The 19,644-nt window shown below is 44.1% G+C and carries 10 protein-coding genes; 1 reads left to right on the top strand and 9 read right to left on the bottom strand.

The features are described from left to right. Positions 1 to 18: 18 nt before the first annotated feature. The 8 genes from AABK40_RS21330 to AABK40_RS21295 form a co-directional block, all read right to left on the bottom strand. On the bottom strand, positions 19 to 1,884 hold the full coding sequence (locus AABK40_RS21330; RefSeq protein WP_338399290.1) for a sulfatase family protein: 1,866 nt from the start codon (positions 1,882 to 1,884) through the stop codon (positions 19 to 21). Positions 1,885 to 1,928: 44 nt separating this feature from the next. Then, a complete protein-coding gene (locus tag AABK40_RS21325; protein WP_338399289.1) occupies positions 1,929 to 2,498 on the bottom strand; it encodes an RNA polymerase sigma-70 factor in 570 nt (189 codons plus the stop codon). A gap of 147 nt (positions 2,499 to 2,645) precedes the next feature. Continuing rightward, positions 2,646 to 4,550, bottom strand: coding sequence for a sodium:solute symporter family protein (locus AABK40_RS21320; RefSeq protein ID WP_338399288.1), 1,905 nt, complete (start codon positions 4,548 to 4,550; stop codon positions 2,646 to 2,648). Between the two features lie 2 nt (positions 4,551 to 4,552). Continuing rightward, complete coding sequence (locus tag AABK40_RS21315) at positions 4,553 to 5,968, bottom strand: glycoside hydrolase family 30 protein (RefSeq protein WP_338399287.1); 1,416 nt, start codon at positions 5,966 to 5,968, stop codon at positions 4,553 to 4,555. A 216-nt stretch (positions 5,969 to 6,184) separates the two neighbouring features. Continuing rightward, positions 6,185 to 7,582 carry a group II intron reverse transcriptase/maturase gene (ltrA, locus tag AABK40_RS21310; protein ID WP_338397344.1) on the bottom strand — a complete coding sequence of 466 codons (1,398 nt, stop codon included), beginning with the start codon at positions 7,580 to 7,582 and terminating at the stop codon, positions 6,185 to 6,187. 505 nt (positions 7,583 to 8,087) lie between these two features. Further along, complete coding sequence (locus tag AABK40_RS21305) at positions 8,088 to 9,254, bottom strand: glycoside hydrolase family 130 protein (RefSeq protein WP_338399286.1); 1,167 nt, start codon at positions 9,252 to 9,254, stop codon at positions 8,088 to 8,090. 171 nt (positions 9,255 to 9,425) lie between these two features. Continuing rightward, the gene (locus tag AABK40_RS21300) at positions 9,426 to 12,497 is read right to left on the bottom strand and encodes a glycoside hydrolase family 9 protein (RefSeq protein WP_338399285.1); all 3,072 of its coding nucleotides are present in this window, start codon (positions 12,495 to 12,497) and stop codon (positions 9,426 to 9,428) included. 129 nt (positions 12,498 to 12,626) lie between these two features. Next, a complete protein-coding gene (locus AABK40_RS21295) occupies positions 12,627 to 14,150 on the bottom strand; it encodes an MGH1-like glycoside hydrolase domain-containing protein (protein WP_338399284.1) in 1,524 nt (507 codons plus the stop codon). 116 nt (positions 14,151 to 14,266) lie between these two features. On the opposite strand from AABK40_RS21295, the gene AABK40_RS21290 reads away from it, so the two are divergent. Then, a complete protein-coding gene (locus AABK40_RS21290; RefSeq protein WP_338399283.1) occupies positions 14,267 to 15,043 on the top strand; it encodes a hypothetical protein in 777 nt (258 codons plus the stop codon). 66 nt (positions 15,044 to 15,109) lie between these two features. Here AABK40_RS21290 and AABK40_RS21285 read toward each other — a convergent pair whose 3' ends face one another. Beyond that, complete coding sequence (locus AABK40_RS21285; protein WP_338399282.1) at positions 15,110 to 19,450, bottom strand: malectin domain-containing carbohydrate-binding protein; 4,341 nt, start codon at positions 19,448 to 19,450, stop codon at positions 15,110 to 15,112. Between the last annotated feature and the right edge of the window lie 194 nt (positions 19,451 to 19,644).

The raw sequence follows: 19,644 nt of genomic DNA, 5'->3' as shown, positions 1-19,644 counted from the left end.
AATAGTACGACCGCCTCGTTACTTCCCCCTAAGCGGCTCGGTAAAAAAAATATTTTTTTGATTCTTTTTGTTTCCGTTCAAAGAAACTTCCTGAATCAACAGCTCCTGCCCATCTACGAAGGCAAGAATAACTTGCTCATTCTCACCTATATCAAAGGTGAACTTTTTATCATTGCTTTGACCTAATAATTGGCCTTGATCAGAAAAAATAAAAAGTTTTTCAAAAGGGTTTTTCCCGGAAATAACTTGTCCTTCGACCTCCAATTGAAGTTTTTTGACATTTTTGGTCATCAACGGATTTCCTTTTAAGGGTAAAGTGGTTGGGCTTTCCTCACAGCCAATATGAATGCCTTTGGCGCGGTAATGTCCCAACTGATCAAAGGTAATCGCTTTGGTGAAAATTTGCCACCTCTCGGCCCCTATTTCCTGGTATCCGAGTGAAACTCCTTGTTTGCTATGTTCAATTTCAAACCCCTTCCCTTCTTTATAAACCCATCGAACGGTTCCTGATGACGGACGTTCGCGGTTAGGCCACATCTCTTGATAGATCTCTGGCTCTGGCGTAGCGCCAAGGTCAATATTTTCCTGCTCCCATCTATCCAAAGCTTTCCGCATTCGGTCGGCAACGGCTTTATATTTTGGATCATCAATCAAATTGTGAACCTCATCGGGATCTTTGGTAAAGTCAAAAAGTTGTTCGGCAGGTTTGGTAGGATTGAACCACTGCATCTGTATATCATTCAGTGTTCCCGCCTCTTTCATTTCAAGCATTTCCCGCATCATCGGGATGCTCTTTCTATAGGCCACATCCATATACCACGGCTTTTCAGGATGATAATTTTTGATATAAACAAATTGCTTATCCCTAACCGCTCTTGAACGATCGTATTGTTTGTCCATTCGGTCACGCGCGGCAAAAAGATAAGTAGGTTCGGGCTGCTTTTGCTCCCCCAAAAATACACGTCCATCCATGTATTTCTTAGGTGCTATTCCTGCCAAATCCAAAACCGTTGGTGCCAAGTCCAGGAAGCTTACCAATTCATCGTTGGTTGTTCCCGCACCGTGTTGATCAGGGTAACGAACGAGGAAAGGAACCTGAAGACCTCCATTGTTGATCTCTCTTTTTTGTCTGGGTAAGGGTCCACCATGATCGCTGTAAAAGAAGATGATGGTATTGTCCATCAAGCCATCGGCTTCAAGCTGAGCAAGCAACTTACCAACCTCTTGATCCATCTCGAAAATATTGGCATAATTCCGTGCAATATCATTCCGAACCGTTTTGGTATCTGGGAAATAGGCAGGTACACTCACCTGTTCCGCAGGGACAATAAGTTCGTGATCCGCATTTTTCCACAACATGCTTTCATGGGTGGTCATGATATTGAAAACAGAAAAGAATGGCTGTCCCTCTTCCCGGTGTCGCCAATGCGCTTGTTTTCCGTTTTCATCCCATGCGGTAAATGGTGCTTTGAACTGATAATCGGTTTTATAGTTATTGGTGCAAAAATATCCTTCTTTTCGTAGATATTCCGTGAAGCAATGAATATCATCTGGAGCAACAACCTCATAAGGATCTATTCCCTCAGGGGTAAACCAATTTACCCGCATATTGTGTGCACCAATTTTGGTTGGATAAACGCCTGTGATAATCGCCGCACGACTTGGGGAACATACTCCTGCCACCGAGCAGGCATTATCAAAACGAATTCCTTCGGATGCCAGGCGGTCAATATTTGGCGTTATCGCTACCGAGTCGCCATATGCCCCGACATTACATGAAATATCCTCGCAGGTTATCCATAAGATATTTGGTTTATTTTCTTGAGAAAAAACAAGATGGGGAAATAGAAACAGTATAAATAAAATAAGTTTATTCGTATGCATAATATATGTATTTTAAATATATACGATTAAACTATAACTGCCCCCTATTGTAATTTGTGTTTTGGTAAATTATAAAGGTCTTTCAAGCGATTTTTTATATGCTTCAGGGAAAGCGTAATTTGATTCTCGACTGTTTTCTCGGAAATTTCAAGTTTTTGAGAGATCTCGCGATTGTTCAGATGCTCGTAACGGCTCATTTTATAAATGCTCTTCCTTTTGGCGGGCATCTCTTCTTCAATATCCTTGAGTAAGTCCTGCAATTCGGACATCACCACATCGTTGTAGGTGGTGCTTTCCTTCATGTTTTTGTAGCTGGCAAACTCTTGATATTTTCTTTCACTTGATTCTTTTTTGAATCCATCCAAAATCAAGTTTTTGGTCATGGTAAACAGAAAGCTCTTAAAGTTTTTTTCTGGATCAAGCTGTGCACGATTTTTCCAGACCTTCAGAAAAATATCCTGCAAAAGGTTCTCAGCCTTGGATGCATTCTTCACATAGGAAAGCGCAAAGTAATACACCTGCTTGTTGTAAATCGAAAACAAGCGGTCAAAGGCTTTGGAATCGCCATTCTTTAGGTTCAACACCAGTTCACTTTCGGGTAGTAATTGTGCCATTTACAAAAATATAGATCAAAAAATACATCAGTGATACGAACAAAAAAAGGCTTCCCCCTAAGGGAAGCCTAAAAATAATGAATATTTTTTTCAAACATGACCAAAGTCCTGCTTTTTATTGAGCTATAATTCAGTTGCTGAGTCGGTCTATTGTATCACTTCTTCTTTCATGTCTATTTCGGACAACTCAGTCGATTTTTCTTTTTCTGAAGGCAGTCTATCAAACCAACTGTATTTCAAAACAATAGATAATACCGCTGCAATACCTAAAGCAATACCCATAGCCGTCCACTGCATTAACACCAAATATATCGGAACAATGGTCAGGGCGGTTTGCCATACAACTCCGATGATGACATTACTCATATCACGCTTGAAATCATCATTCTTTTGAAGAGAAATACCTTTGGACTTTGCCATTTGTCGAACAGGTTGCCAGAATCCCCATGGTCTGACCTTATGATAAAAGTCGATAAGCACCGAAGCTTCCGTAGAAGGAAACATGTATGTTCCGATCAAGCAACCTACAAAAGAAATTGCAAGCAAAACAGGGAAGAAATAAAGCATCAAAATCGCTTCAGGAAGCTCTGGGAAAAAGCCTGGCAATACCAAAGGAAAGGTTAAGGCAGGGATTATTCCACCAATCATTCCGAAGAAATAACCATAACCATTGAATCTCCACCAGTACCATTTCAGCACGTTGGCGGCGATGTATCCACCCCAAAGTCCCGATACCAACCACTGCAACACACTGTTGATGTCTTTGACAAAAATGCCAAAGAAGACACTGACCCCAACGATCAATAATCCTGACATATAGTTCAGAAAGGCAATTTTTTTCGGTTTCGGATCGTGTTCCACATACTTAACATAGATGTCATTGACAATATAAGCCTGAGCCGCATTGAGCGTTCCTGCAAAGGTACTCATGAAAGCGGCAAGCAATCCTGCCAACAAGAGTCCCATCAAACCTGTTGGGACAAAAAGACTGATCGCCGAAGGCAATAGTTGTTCGAAGTCCACCGCGCCATTGACCATCAGGTTCAGGTCATCGAAGTACAAGATTCCCAAGACCGCAATTCCAGTAATCATCAGGTAGCGGGTAGGCAAAAGAATCACCGATACCAGTCCACTCATCAGTGCTCCTTCTCTTGGTGATTTGGTAGAAAGGATTTTCTGCATGTCGAAATTCGGTGCAGGTCCTGCAGCACTAACCAAAAATCCTTTACACAGCATCATCATAAAGATGATGGAGAATAACTCGTAGCCATCGCTTTTGATTTTCTCCTGTACCGCAGGGATTAGCGGACGCCAGTCCATCTCCAAATTCCAACTGAAAAACGGGGACCACCAGCTATCGGGCACTAATAAACTACTGTCCATCAGCTTGTTCATCGCGATCAACGCAATGACAATTCCAGACACCGTCATGATCAAATATTGAATCACATCTGTCCAAACAATTGACAACATTCCCCCTGCGAGCGCATAGAAAATCGCAAAAATAGTCAATGAGATGCCATAAAAATGAGGCACATAAGCAGGTGCTACATCAAAAGGAACATAAGGGCTCACCACTGACCATGGAATGAACAACTCAACGAATTTACCGAGTCCAACAAAACCATAGGCCATGAAGCCAAGGCAGTTGATGATGGCAAAAATCACGACAATCAAATGAGATAGCTCTGCCCCCTTATCACCACCAAAGCGACTTTTTATCCATTCTGCTCCTGTGGTGGCATTGGATCTGCGCAACCAGATGGAGAGATAAACCATCAAAAATACCTGATTGAATACTGGCCATAGCCACGGCAACCAAACACTTTTCAGTCCATAAATAAACAGGATCGAGACCATCCACATAGTTCCCGAAATATCAAACATACCTGAAGCATTGGAGAGCGCAAGCATGTACCAGGGCACACTGTTTCCCCCTAAGAGGTAACTTTCTTTACTGGCCTTTGCCCGTTTGTTGAGCACCAGCCCGATCACTACCGTGGAGAGTAAATACACCAGGATAATGAATAGGTCTAACTGTTGAATCGCCATGATTAATGGTTGATTTTTTGAGAGAATGGAATCGACAATATGCTGTGTGATGGCAGAATCACTTTTTCAGTTTTCCCGTCCATGTCTAATTTGAAGTACTGATCCTCATCGGTTGTGTTTCCTCCAATAATTGCAATTGACCCATCTGTATTTTGGAATGCCAACACCTTCAAGTCTTTGTTTGAATCCACAGAAAGCATATGTGCTCCCTTCTGAATAAGGTTAGAAAAATGTTTCATCACATAATATTCTGGGTTATACGTAACGGCTTGTGTATATCGATCTATAGAGATCATGCTGTTTTGTCGCCACATCCAGGTACTCAAACCCAGATCATCCAAAATCATGTTCCAATACATATAGCTGTTCGCTCCCTGCTTGAAGGAAGTATATAAAAGATCAAAAGTATGCTCTGCCGTAAACCAGTTATTCAATCCATTATTACATTCAGACTCTGTTTGCATAATCTCAATATTCGGATAGTTATTTTTGATATACTCAATACTTTCAATACCATCCCACTGCACACCAATACCCTGTGCTTTTGAGTTTTTCATCAATACATCCACATACTCCACTGAATCCATATTCAAAGTGCCGTAAAGTACACTCACTTCAGGGTGATCTTCAGACAATGTAGGAATCAGATATTCTTCTGTAAAGCGATGTAAATCCTGAGGCGTCCATACACAGCTTGGAAAAAACTGATTCGCCTGCACCTCATTTTGTGGCTGCACAGAATAGATTTCAATCCCCTCCTGCTGATAAGAAGAGATGAATTTAGAGAAATAGTTGGCGTAGGTTGTCAAATAACGATCCTCCATGATGAATCGGTTATTGGCGAAGATCTCTTCCATATTATCCCCGTACAATGGCCCCCATTGCATGTTGGTGGCACGTCCACCATAATGACGGTTATGTTTCATCCACATCGGTGGCGACCACGGTGATGCCCAAACCTGTAATTCAGGTGCATATTTTTTAGCGAACTTGATATATGGAATCAGATTTTTTTTATCCTCTTCGATGTTGAAGTGTTTTAGATCAAAGTCTTGATTGACCTCATCGAAACTGTACCATCTTTCAGAGAAATCATTGGCACCTAAAGGCATACGACATAGATTGAAAGCTGTTCCTTCATCCGAAAATAAATCAGCCATTACCTTCTGCTGCTCCTCCTCGGGGAGAATAGTTAATGCTTTATAACCGAGTGCATTGAATGACCCACCAAAGCCATGGATCTCCTGCAAAGGCTGATTGATATTGACCTTTACTTTTTCAACAGTTACTCCTTTTGGGAATTTAACTTTTTCGGCAGGTTGAACTTGCCACTGTTGGTTTTCCGTACTGATAATTCGCTCCTGCGCAGTGGCATAAAAAACACTGCAAAAGCTGAGAATAAAAAATAGATATCGCATATTTCAAAAATGATAATTTTTGTAAATGATACGATTGGAAGCGGGGTTACTCCCAAGGGGGAAGGGAAATTATGTGAATAAAAAATGGTCGCAGCGAGATGCAACGACCAGATTTGGGTGAATAGGGTAGATGGCTGGTGAAAGAGAATTTCCTCTTTCACCAGTGCACCTCCCACACCACCCTGCGTACGGATCCGTACAGGGCGGTTCCTTAATTCAGTGTACAGAGAGATAGTATGTCTTTAGAGAGACGTAGCCTTGTTCTCGAAGCACTTCATCAGTCAGGGTTTTGTGTAATACAGGGCTCTTTGCGATCCGCCAATGTCCTTTTCTTGTGTTGGCGTGTTCCCAGGCTTTCGATGTATCGGCACCCAGTCGCTTTAGTTCCTTGAACCGTGTTCTTACCCGCTTCCAATTCTTCCAAGTAAATGCCCGAATTCGTCGGCGTAACCACTCGTCGAGTCGTTGCATGATGGTTTTCATCTCGGCAAATTTGTAGTAATTGATCCACCCTTTTATCGTTTGAGATAGCAGGGTTTTCCGCCTTTGATAGCCCAGACCATTACTTTTATTGGTGATAGCACGCATTTTATCCTTTAGCCGATTGATACTTTTGGCTTGAACTCGAAAACGTGCTTTTCCCTTCCACATGTAGAAGGAGTATCCCAAAAATTTGATTTGCCGTCTTGGTACTACCTGCGTTTTCTCCTTGTTCACCCTCAAATACAGCCTACCTTCAATAAATCGGGTAACTGTTCTTTTGAGTCGTTCCGCTCCTTTTCTACCTTTACTAAAGATAATCATATCATCAGCATAGCGCACGAATCGGTGTCCCCGCTTGGTCAGTTCTTGATCCAACACATTAAGCATTACATTGCTCAATAATGGGCTCAATGGTCCACCCTGCGGTACGCCGTCGGTGCTTGCTTCAAATTTATGACCGATCACAACACCTGCATTCAAATATTTGTGAATGAGTGAAATCACCGATCCTTCCTTGATTTGTTCTGACAGTAAAGTGATAAGATAACTATGATTTACCGTGTCAAAGAACTTCTCCATATCTAAGTCCACCGCATAGCGATAGCCTTCTGATAAAATCTCTTGGCTTTGAAGTAATGCCTGATGCTGACTGCGACCAGGACGAAATCCATAGCTATGAGGTGAAAATTCCTTTTCGTAAATCGGAACTAAAACTTGGCTGATCGCCTGTTGTACCCAACGATCCACTACCGTTGGTATCCCCAAAGGGCGTGTCTTCCCATTGTCCTTCGGTATTTCTACACGTCGGACTGGGTTCGGGCGGTAGTTCCCTTGACGTATGGATTGTACAATTTCCCTTCCATGAATTTGCAGATATGACGCCAAAGCGCCGACCTTCATTCCATCAATTCCATGGCTCCCTTTGTTCTTGACCACTCGCTGATAAGCTCGGTTCAAATTATAAGGACACAAGATTTTGTCTAACAATCCTTCCTTTCTCTGTGTAACTGTGAAATCATCCGCTTCAGTTATCCAAACAAAAGTCGGCACTCGATCGGCTTTCTCCTGTTCTGCAGGTGCTTTTCCGAACAAGCTACTGTTTCTTCGTACTTTCTGCTTTCTACCTTTCATTCGGTAACTTTCTATAATGATTCCTAATTAAAGTTCAGTCCTTCGCCATCGGTCTCGACTACTATGACTTCGGCTGACTTCTCGCAGTAAACCTTTTTCGAACGTGCCCTTTACTATTAGTAGACACCCCTGCGAGATCTCCCGCGGTAAGACGATTAACTTTCTCTCCATCTACCTGCACCATCTACAGCATTGCCTTCCGAGTAGTTTCGGACTTTACTTTGTTATGCAAGCTTATCCAAACAATACTGCCTCATGATGTTCGTGTCCCTCAGGCCAGAGATTTGCATACGGCTTCCTTCAGATTATACCTCACGGTAAACACCCCTGCCTTCTGCTATGTGGTTGACACTACTAACCCCCACTACGGACTTGCACCGATTAGTTAATCGCCATGCACGGCGCACACAAAAAATGGTCGAAGCATGTTGCCGCGACCAGATTTATATTTTTGTACCTGACGGTACGGACGTTGCATGCAACGTCCCTGCATAATGTTTATAAATTAAACCAACACCGCTTCATTTTGCTGAATCAACGCAATACGTTGCGCTACACAATCCGAACTAAAATATGGATCTTCGGGCGTATTCAGGCAATAGTCCACTAATTGATCAACCGAGGAAGTCGCCACATGAATGCGGGTATCGGAAGAAGCGTAGTAGATAAATATTTTGCCTTCCTGCTCGATCCATCCATTAACAAACAATACATTGCTTACATCGCCTACTCTCTCGCTACCTTCAGGTGCCATAAAGTAGCCACCAGGACGGGCGATCACTTTGGTTAAATCCTCCAAATCAGTCATGAACATATAGAGTACATAACGCAAACCAGCCGCTGTATTTCGTACGCCGTGTGCCAAGTGCAACCACCCTTTGTCGGTTTTTATCGGTGCAGGACCTTGCCCATTTTTAACTTCCTTGATGGTGTGGTATTTTTTCGGGTCAAGGATGATTTCTTCCTTCACTTCCGCATTTTCCATGCTTTCGCTCAAGCCAAAACCAATACCACCACCTTTACCAGTGTCAATAAATCCATCCTGCGGACGGGTGTAAAGCGCATATTTGCCATCAACAAATTCGGGGTGTAGCACCACATTACGCTGCTGTCCCGAATAGGTAATCAAATCGGGCAATCGTTCCCAGCTTTTCAAATCTTTGGAACGGATGATACCACAGGCTGCCACCGCCGAAGATTCGTCGCCCGATTTGGCATCAGGGTCTTTTCTTTCCACACAAAAAGTCCCATAGATATAGCCGTCCTGATGTTGGGTCAGGCGCATATCATACACATTCACATCGCGGTCCTCAAGTTGAGGGATGGCGATTGGCAACCCTTCTACTTCGAACTGATCAACGCCCGTTTGGCTTGATGCCAAAACAAAAAAGCTTTTTCTGTCGTAGCCTTCCACGCGCATCATCAGGTAGAATTTCCCCTCAAAGAAGATAGCCCCAGGATTAAAAACTGCATTGATGCCGAGTCTTTTTGCTAAATGCGGGTTGGTCGATTCATTCAAATCATAAACCCAGTGCGGAGGGAAATGTGCAGGCGTAAATACCTCATTTTGGTAACGTTGTACATATCCTTCTGTGCCGTTGTCGGGCTGATTTTGCTTGGACACCAACTGTTGGTGATTTTCTAAAAGTTGATTGATTTTATCTTGAAACATGGTGTGTTAATATTTAATTTTTTGTTGTGTGTAAGCCGAAGATTGCAGTAATGTGTGTCGTAGACAGGAGCCTACGACCAGATTGTTTTTTGATGTGGCAAGCGGACACTTGCGGGGTTTTGGGTCGTAGCGGGACGCTTCGACCAGTTAGAGCCTACGACCAGGTGAAAACTACCGAACAATCATTATTTTTTGGGAATGAACCTCTGATCCCACGGCTACCTGCAGGATATATAGCCCATTGGCCACGCCTTGTAGGTGCATTTCCGAGGCATTGAAAACCTGCTTTACAGTTTGTCCCTGAAGGTCGATCAATGCGGCATGATCAACTGATTTGACACCCGAAAAAAAAATTTCGGAGGTAGCAGGGTTGGGATAAACCGCCAGGCGATTCAATGGATCATTGTTCAAAACCCGATCGGTAATGTTCAGGCTGTAAACGTCACTGCTCACCGATGAGGCGGTAAGGACGTTGGTGATCACTTCCACCTTCACCTGATGCTCGCCTACTTCCAGCTCCTTCAACTCAAACTCAATCGGCAATGCCGCTTTTTGTGCAACCAATTGATCATCCAAATACAAGTTCGCCTGTTTGATCCCTGTGGTAGCATTTAAATTCCCAACAACGATCAAAGTAGTATCCTGATGAATTTCCTCCTCAATATCTTCTGAAAAAGAAAGCTCCAATGCCAAAGTATCCACTATCTCTACGGTTACGGCTTCTTCCTCTGTGGAAATTTGCTCATTGCCAAAATCTACTTCCATATAAATTTCGTGCGTACCTGTTTCGCCAAATGTGAATTCCGAAAAGCCCTGAGCAATCTCCTCGGCGGTCAATGTTTTCGCCAATTCACCATCCACAAATACCCGAACAGCGGTAGCTTGTTGTTGCTTGTTTTGTGTCAGATAATGAAGCTGAACCTCTTTATTTTTCTCAATCACTTGGTTCATCATCGGGGCGGTCAGCACCACTCTTTGAGTAGCGTTGCGATCCACCGTTTCTTTATTCGGAACCAAGAAACCGTATGCCATCGCCGCAGGAGCGATATTCTGCCAGATCGTATATTCGTTCGTTACGATGGTGTATCGGTTCGGGAACCAGCATTCGTGACTCGGCCATAAGTGGCGTTCAGGGTAAATATTTTTATAGTTGAATCCAGGCTGGTTGACGCTGTTTTCACCCGATTTCATCCACTGTCCCCAGGTGTGATAACCGTAAGGGACGATGCCAGGAACAGGCTCTTCCTGATCATCGTAGAAGCTGTCCAGGTGGAATACTTCGGTAACAGGATCAGCACCAAGACCCGTAACGTATGTTTTATTTACTGCATTTCCTCCCAAGAAATAATCGGCTGTGGTGCGGGCATAGTCCAAATATTCCTGCTGACCTGTGGTCGCATAAGCGAAGTTCAACAAGGTATTATAAGGCGTCGTTCCATGTCCTACGGCGTGATAAGTATTTTTATCGAAAGAGGCCAAACGTGAAGCACGCTGCGATCCTGTCGTTACCAACTCATCTGCCAAATCAAAAATGAAGTTATTTACCGTTTGATTCAAGGCTTCATCCTTGTTCGCATGATCTGCCATCAAATACCCCAACAATCCCATATGGTAACCTTTGGTTCCTTCATCTCTTGCTCGGGCTTCATAATCCGCCTTAAAGTGTTGCTGGAAGTAATCCAATCCAGTGTAATAATACATCCAAGCCGAGGCACGCAAACGACGATCTTTCAGCTTATTGTAATCGCCTTCTCTCCAGTTATTTTCTGCCCACTGATACGCTTCCGCTGCTTCATTGTAATAACTTTGGCTGCTGAAAGTGTTACCTGACAACTCCAAAGCCGCTGCAATCTGAACCATCGCCGCCGCATAAGTATAGGATGACATTGGGTCTTCGGCATAGGTAAACCACTGCATTTTAGGGTCGCTGCTGTCTTTCACTGATCCATAGCTACTCGGGTGATCATTGGCTTCCACCCCACCGATAATTCCGCCCGTTGGACCTTTGCATCGACGAAACAAATCAATTCCCCAAATTGCTTCATCGATAATATCAGGAATGCCGTTGCCACTTTCAGGAATGTTCAGATCACCATCCACAAATTTCTCAGGAGCCAAAAGGTAATGCAAAGCAAACAAGCTGCTGACGATCATGTGTCGTGCCTGACGGTCAAAATCCGCCGCATCCATCCATGCGCCCCATGCCTCAGGCATCTCCACATTGGTTTTATTGGCTACCAAATCCTCAAACCAGCTGTTATGTCCCTTGCGGATGTCCATAAAACGGAAATCCGAATAATGCACTTTGAAATTATCAACGCCCGGCATGTGATCCACGCCTTTGGTCCATTGGGTATGTTCTGTGGTGCGGGCAGGACCACTACGGTGATGGTAAAGCCCACGTGTAGTTACATAATATGCTTCCTCATATGCATTAGCTTTGATATGGAAAGGGTAAGATTGTCCGATACCTTCCACCTGCAAGATATAGTCACCAGCCGTACTGAAATCCGAGAAGTTACACTCATAAACATCTGCACGGGAAAACAATTTTCCATCCTCGAAAATCTTGCTGTCGGCTTTCTCTACGTTGTCTGTTGCTTCCTGAAGCGTGGTGCGCAATTGTACCTTTCCAGTGAAAGCTACCGCTCCTGTTTGAGCATCTACCAAATGGAAATTCTTCCCTGCGTAATCTGCAAAATCGACCATGCGCTGATCGCCCATCCATTGATAAATGTATCCAACTTTAAAATTTGCATCGGGCACAAAACCCTGTTGGGTGATGTGAATACTCGATGAAAGCTGATTATTGGCAAAAGTCAAATCAAAAGTATGATCCTCTTCAACCAAACTTTCTTCAATCATCAACTGATAATCCTGTCCTGTTACCAAAGGCTGCTCGAACTGAAGATAAAGCGTGTGGTGGTAGATTGGCGTGTGCCCTTTCCATGTGGCGCGGTGAATTTTGGATTTTCTACCGATCACTATCGGGTTGTACACCTGATCGTCAGAAAGGTTTTTGAGTTGATATTTATCAAGCATAACTGCCTGATCCACATTTAGTGGCGTTTGGTGCACTTTATCCTGACCAAACCAACTGCCTTCACCCGCATACTCAACATAACCATCAACAAATTCCACTTTGATGATTTTGTTGGTTACAAAGGAGACACTTGACACCTTGCTTGCCCAGGATATGGAGCTGATCAGCAACAGGCTGAAACATAGACTAAAAAATCTCATAGGTTTATGTTTAATGTGTTTTTTTTAATGTTAATACATTACTTGTCCATGGAATAAATTCCATGTCTTTTGCAAAAAGCCCCTTCAGGGCTGATGTGCCGAAGGTACATTTTGTAATAGCTTCGGGTTTTAACCCGAAATACCCTTATCGCCCTCAAGCACAACCCGCACCTGATGTTTCCCTTTCAGATTTTTTGGGATAAAATCTACCTTCTGATCATCAAGTAAAACAGCCTTCACCTTTTGACCTTTGCCCTGAAGGCGAATATTCAGTTCAGCATCAGCAAATCGAAGACCATCCAATTCGACAAAGCTGCGGTCCAAGCATTGATTTGGTTTAAAGTACAGCCCATTTTCCTTCACTGTAAGGCCGAAAATATCAAACAGAAATAATCGCAAATAGCCCGTTGCCGTCCAGGTTTGTTCGTGCGTGGATTCCCACTCACGGATCCAACCTTTTTTAAAACCATCTTCCTGCAAACCGCCATAAGGCAATCCTGTGTCAGGATGATAAATCTCCCGACATTCACCATCACGCACAAACCAATGCGCCATGATCTTCATATTGTCAATGAACAGTTGCTCTTGTGCATTATGTAAAGTAGCACTTCCCCAAAAACCGAGGATATGCCCCCATACGGTTCCTGCGTGTCTGCTGTAATGTCCTTCTTTGTTGTATCGATCATAGGAAGGATACACACAAGGCAGTCCAAAAGTGGTGATTTGAATATTATCAAAAATAGCCTGACGCTGTTTTGGAGTCGGGATATCAGTGAGCAATAACATCGAAATACCCAATCCCTCCTGACGGTCATTCACGCCCCAAGGATCAATATAATAATTGAAACTCTGCTGCTCTTTATTCCAGAAATACTGTTGAATGGCTTTTTTCAGTGCTTTGGCTTTCTTCTGATATTGATCATTTGAAAGGCCTTTTTCCTTGGATAAAGTCGCCAAGGTCTGATACACCTGATAGTACATCACGTTGGTGGAAAGCACCATCATTGGCAAACCGCCACCTTCACTTTTCAGGCTTGGATTGTGCTCCACCCACTTGGTGATCGTACAGTTCCATTCCGTTCCTGTGTATTCGCCCGTATCGGTATAGCGAGCATCATATGCCGAAATGCCATCCCCGTAAATGGCGCCCCCACGGAAAAGTCCTTTTTCTTTATCAAGCTCCAGTGTTTCTTTCTGTTTTAGTGTTCGGGTAATCACAGGCCATGCACGGCTCAAAAATTCCTCATCCTGCGATGCACGGTAATAGGCATCAGCGCCGAGTGCCCAGATCATATTATCCCAATACTGCCCACCAATCAGGGTATCGCCTTCAGGGGAATGCTCGCAAACGGCCCAAAGGGTACGCTTGATGGCTTCGGGTTGCCAGAAGGCTGTTCCGTTGATCGTATTGATGGAAATATCGCGTGTCCAGGGTTGGTCATAATCAGCTCCAGCTTCCAGCAAAGGCGCTTCGCTCATGCGGTCGGTGAGTCGGGTTTTTCCCTTTCTGAGGTTGTTGTTCAAATCCTTCATGGCAATATCGAAGCCCATGACCAGGCTGTCGTTCTCAATATTGGTTTTGATTTTGAAGGTATTTTGAGCCAGCAACATGCTTGCCCAAAGACATAAAATACAAGTAAAAAAATACCTCATGGTGTATATAGTGATGTCAATAAATATGAAATCATACGAGCAAAAGGCGATTGTCCCCCATTGGGCTTGGGGGAAAAAAGGAAAAAAATCGTATCATTAACGATCAACTAATAATCATGATGAAACGATTTTTTTATATACTATTGAGCGGTTTTGCGGTGGCTGCCTGCCAACCCAACATCACCAAACAAGCGACCCAAACGAACGAAGCTGCCTATGTGGTTTTCAACCAGAAAGACACCACCATGGCCTATGTTACCTCGGACACCACTGCCCTTGAGATCATTTCTCCAACGGGAAATCAGTTATTATACACCTTCAACCCTTTTGTGCCGAGCAATAAATTTGTGCCCTACAAAGGTGCTTTGACATTGGGCGAAAACCGCATTGTTTCTTTTGTGGAAGTCAATGCACAACAGGATACTTCGGAAATTAAACGAGCCTATTTCACCAAATTCGTCCGACCCGTGAAATTGGCGCACGGTGTATTGAAAACTACTTTTCAGCAAGAGGAAGGCGCTTCGAAGCTAAAGGAAAGTACGCCAGTAGCTACAAAACATTTGTTTGAGAAAAGCCAGGAGGAGGTTTACACCAAAGTAAAAGGATTGATTTATATTCCTGCAGCAGGAGATTATCGCTTCACTTTGGGACACAGCAAGGATGCTTCTTTGTTTGTAATTGATAATCCATTATTGGAGGCTAACGGCGATGCAATGGACAGCACCATATATATGCAGCCAGGCTTTTTCCCGATGGAAATTTATTATACTGCTGATCAGGCACAAACGCCTGAGGTGGGAATTCATTCGAAATATATGGAATATGATCAGATCCCAGATGGTTTGTTTGTTTATAAAGTAACGGACCCAAGTGGGAATGAAATCAATATTTAATATTGTAGCCCCAAGGCATGCCTTGGGGCTACAATACATGCCCTGCCGCCACAGTATTGTTAATGATTATCGCTTGATCATTTTAGTCATCTGCTGATTCGCTCCATCAGACAACTGAATAAAATACAGCTGACCACCAGCAAGCGAAGCGGTATTGATCTTAAAGTTGCTTTGCTTTGATTCCCCTTCCAACATTAATCGACCTGTCAGACTGAAAATTTTATATTGTAGGATTGTTTCTGTAAGATCACCCTTCCAATTTACCTGCAACTGATTGGTAAATGGATTTGGAAATACGGTACCTGTCGATTGCTTGACAGGTGCATTCAATACTCGGCAATTCGAACATTTCCCCACCACCTTCAGATTCGGCGCATTCGAAGCATTTCCATCATTGGACCAATATTGTCCGTATCCCGAAGTAGCCGTAATCGCTGATACCTTGAAAGCCATTTGTGTACTGACTTTCTCCTGAGGGATACTAACGGTCGCCCATGCACCATCAGTTGGCATATCGAAAACAGCAAGACCATCGGATGTTCCTTCGTTGAAGTTATTCCAAGTTACAGTTGCAGGGTCAAATGTATATTCAATCAAGCTCAGTTGGTGCACCCCCACTTTTTGTACTTTGGTTTTGATCTGAAAATCCACCGCTACCACTTGTTCGAAATCACTCAAATCAAATTGCAACAACGCCACGCGTTCGGCAGGATCAGGATACTGATCGGCAGGCTTGTACTGCACACGTAATTCTTTTTCCGAAGCGAAATTTTGATCTGCTTTCTGAAGGTCGATATAGGTATCCCCAAACGGTCGAACAGAAAACTCCTGTAACGTTCCGTACACTTGAACACCTTCCGAAGCCTCAGACTCTTGACCTTCCGAATTGACTGCTTTTACAAAATAGGTGTAGTCCTGCCCTTGGGTAATTTCACCCGACCAATTATTGCCAGCCACAGGTACCCCATTTTCTAAAACGGGCGTCCCGTCTACTCCTACTTTTTTATAAATATTAAAATTCAGGGAAGCATCGTCAAGTGATGACCATTGAAGGTTCACCGTCGTCAGGTCCTGATTGGCTGTTAAATTTTGAGGCACAGGCAATGTTTCTTCCGCTTCGACGGTCTGCACCAAAATAGCGTTGATTTTCCCCGAACGCTCAACACCCGTTACGGCAATGTCCAAAGTGCCATCAGTAACCGTAACGATTTCATCCACATCGTATGCAGTTTGATAACCCGCAACGGCAAAAAGATCAAGATCCGATAGCGCGCGATTGCCTTCCACATCTACATTGAAAATGCGTTTTCCTGCTTCCTGCCATCCCAATTCTGCCAGTTTGAAAGTCAGTTTATACATCCCATTTTCTACAGGGATCTGATAGCTGAAATTTTCTCCTACCCTTTCGGTTTGATACAAAACATCATCGTCTGTTCCTGCAATATCTGTTGAAACGCTGTAAGTACTTCCGCCTGTAAACAAATCATCCGAGAGGAATAGATTGCCTGCTGCATCCTGATAATTTCCACCACCACAGTTCAGTCCAATCACATAATCGCCTTCACTAACGCTGCCACTGAAAAGGGTCAAAACCTCGGTCGCCGTTTTGGACCCAGCTTTGTCATAAACTTCCGCGATGAAGGTATTTTTCCCCAAAGACAAATCCACCTCATAGGTATAATCAGGACCATCCCGATCGGTATGCAACCACTGCCAATTGCCCGACCAGAAAATCACCCGATCAATGTCCTCGGCACCATTGTTATCTGCCACAGCTACCGACAAAGTAACCGTGGACCCCAAAGGAAATTCCGTGCTGTCCGCCGGCGAAAGCCAACTGATTGTTGGCTTGGCATTGATCAAAATTTCAGTGCTTGAAACATGCTCCAACCCTAATCGATCGGTGATGGTTAATTCTGCAGTATAATTTCCGTAGTCTGTGTAAGTATGATCAACTACTGCCCCGTTGCTTGTCGTTCCATCACCAAAATCCCAGTGAAAGGTCACCTGCCCACCATTTGGGTTTTCGGAGTTTGAAGCGTCAAAACGTACTTTGTGGTCATTTCCTTCTTCGGGAAAAGAATATTCAATCTTTCCCACAGGCTTAAAAGTTACCACAGGAGGAAGATTAGCACCCACATTTGCCCGAACAATTCCTCGGCCACCCGTGGCAATAAACACCTCACCGAAAGTCTGACGGCTTGCACTCATGTGGTTCAGAATCATTCCAAAATTATACTCATTGTCATCGCAACGGCGCCACTGCTGCCCATCGTCCAAAGACATGAACAAGCCCTGATCGCCATCCACACTTGCAATGGTATAGATCACCATCGGGTCGCCCTCGTTTTGTGGCTTACCGACCGCTACTGATTTCGGATTTGACAATCCACCCATCTTCGTCCAAGTGTCGCCACCATCCAAACTTCTGAACAAACCATCTTGTGGTAAACTGATCCACAACTCTCTAGCCTTTTCGTCCACAGAAACCAAATGCACCCATTGCGCCCAGTATTTATTCGGTTTTCCCCAGATATTTTCATGATTAGGGAACTGATAAATCGCTTCGAAATTGGCACCGCCATCAGTCGAACGGTACAGGGTTGATTTTCTTTTGTAGAAGAAATAAAAGGTATTCGGCTGAACTTTATCCGCTACGATGATATGGTCATGTACCCACCAGTTATCAATCGGTCCAGGATTAAAACTGATGTTAGTTTCCTGCCAGCTTGCTCCCCGATCTTGAGTAAAATAAAGGGGTACGGTTTGCGGTTCAATCTCCCAGGCATTGTATGCAGGAACAATCACCATATTGTCCAACGACTGCGCCGACACCGCAGCCTTGCCGAGCGTCATGGGACTTACAATAGGATTCGCTGTGGTTTTGGTCCAAGTTTCACCGCTGTTTTCCGACCAGTAAATTTCTCCGCCAGAGGTCTTGGAAGTCAATAGACGCATCATGTGTTCAGGCGTTGAAGCGACATAATCCAAAGCGGTTGATGCCCAGTCTGAAGGCTGAAGCGGTTGAGTCGGGAAGTCGTTCAGGTCGTGGTGTGCGAAGCCATCGGCGTCGGCAGCCCCACTGAACAGCGAAACGGCATTTGGTGCAGGAGGTGTTAGTGTGGTCATCATTACCAACTCTTCCACGCCTTTCACTTTCGCTTCCCAGATGATCTCCTTGTTATTGTCCCAAACATTTTCGGTATGCCAGATGCCGAAACCATCTGCCATCCAAATTTGGTTGTCATCGGTGATGTCAAAGAAAATACTGCTCGGTCCAGTAGCAAAGAAGTGATCTTTCCACCACTGAGGTTGTATTTTTTTGTCGCTTGATGGCGTCGGGTTGAACTTCTCCCATAGAGGCTCGGCATCATTGGCATTGTTGGTTCGGTACATTGCCTGATTCGAGCGGTTTTTCCCTTCGGCAACAATAATCTTGTTATCGTCATCCGCTGAAATGGCAATCGCTCCGTATGGACGGCTCGCCATATTGGTGTTCGGCGATTTATCTACCCACTCGTTGTTTTGGTAATGATAAACACGACCACCGCCCTGCTGTTGCGGGTTGCTCCCGATCGGGTAGCCTGTGCTCACCCACAGTTCCTGCGAGGCATTCAAAAACAGCCTTCTTGGCGTTTCAGGGCTGTTGGGCATCTTTTCAAAAGTCTGACCGCCATCGGTACTTTTGTAAACACCTTCTTCGTAAGCACCTACATAGATTGTTCCGCTGACTGTTTTTCCATCGATGGTAGTTGTTGTGCTTTCATCAAAAACAATGTTTCTCACCCCAACGATCTTGGCCGAGGAAGCCGAGTTTTTGGTGCCATGAGGAATGTCGGCATTCTGTTGCCAGCTTGCTCCGCCATCACGGCTGATCCACAGGCCAGCCTCTTTCGTTCCTGCAAAAATGATGTCCTCATGCTGCGGATCTACCGCCAGGCGCTCGCCAATATAACGGACATCGCGCTGATTACTCTCGAAAGCTTTCTCCACAGGAAAATTCAAAGGAGTCCAGTGTCCTCCCTGATCGGTAGATTTCAAAATATCGTTCGGATCCACCGCATCAATCGCATTACCGACTGCGATAAAAATCAAATCCGGATTCGTCTTGGCAAGGGCAATCGCATCGACATTATTGTAAGCGACTTGTTCGACGGTCAGGCCATTCATCAACTGAATCCATTCCTGTTGTTGATGATCGAATCGGTAACATCCCCCCACATCGGTGCGGGCATACAATAAAGATGCATCAGTCGGGTGCTGAAAAATTCCAGTGATGTATCCACCACCACCGATGGTTACCGAAGAAAATTGAAAGGGGTCATTTTGGGCATTGGCTGTATGCTTGCAAAAAAATAGGCATAGCAATAGCAAGGCCCAGAAAGTTTTGGGTCCACGTTTACGCATAGGTTTATGTTTAATTTTAAAAAATCTATGAGTATTACGAAGAGAATGAGCCTTTCCCCTAAAACACGCTGGAAGTCTTTAGCTCAAATGAAAGTAAAGAAATAAAGAAAATCCCTGCTGTGCGTTACTGACAATCAAAACAATAGCGGTTTTTTTAGCAACGATTTTTAATAAAATGTTAGTGTTTTGGTCTA

This window comes from Persicobacter psychrovividus (assembly GCF_036492425.1).
Taxonomy (GTDB): domain Bacteria; phylum Bacteroidota; class Bacteroidia; order Cytophagales; family Cyclobacteriaceae; genus Persicobacter; species Persicobacter psychrovividus.
This window is presented reverse-complemented; position numbering and strand designations above follow the sequence as displayed.

Bases quoted from the DNA above. Each gene is read 5' to 3' on its own strand.
- AABK40_RS21320 (WP_338399288.1), bottom strand. From the start codon at position 4,550: ATGGCGATTCAACAGTTAGACCTATTCATTATCCTGGTGTATTTACTC.
- ltrA (WP_338397344.1), bottom strand. From the start codon at position 7,582: ATGAAAGGTAGAAAGCAGAAAGTACGAAGAAACAGTAGCTTGTTCGGA.
- AABK40_RS21315 (WP_338399287.1), bottom strand. From the start codon at position 5,968: ATGCGATATCTATTTTTTATTCTCAGCTTTTGCAGTGTTTTTTATGCC.
- AABK40_RS21300 (WP_338399285.1), bottom strand. From the start codon at position 12,497: ATGAGATTTTTTAGTCTATGTTTCAGCCTGTTGCTGATCAGCTCCATA.
- AABK40_RS21290 (WP_338399283.1), top strand. From the start codon at position 14,267: ATGATGAAACGATTTTTTTATATACTATTGAGCGGTTTTGCGGTGGCT.
- AABK40_RS21305 (WP_338399286.1), bottom strand. From the start codon at position 9,254: ATGTTTCAAGATAAAATCAATCAACTTTTAGAAAATCACCAACAGTTG.
- AABK40_RS21330 (WP_338399290.1), bottom strand. From the start codon at position 1,884: ATGCATACGAATAAACTTATTTTATTTATACTGTTTCTATTTCCCCAT.
- AABK40_RS21285 (WP_338399282.1), bottom strand. From the start codon at position 19,450: ATGCGTAAACGTGGACCCAAAACTTTCTGGGCCTTGCTATTGCTATGC.
- AABK40_RS21325 (WP_338399289.1), bottom strand. From the start codon at position 2,498: ATGGCACAATTACTACCCGAAAGTGAACTGGTGTTGAACCTAAAGAAT.
- AABK40_RS21295 (WP_338399284.1), bottom strand. From the start codon at position 14,150: ATGAGGTATTTTTTTACTTGTATTTTATGTCTTTGGGCAAGCATGTTG.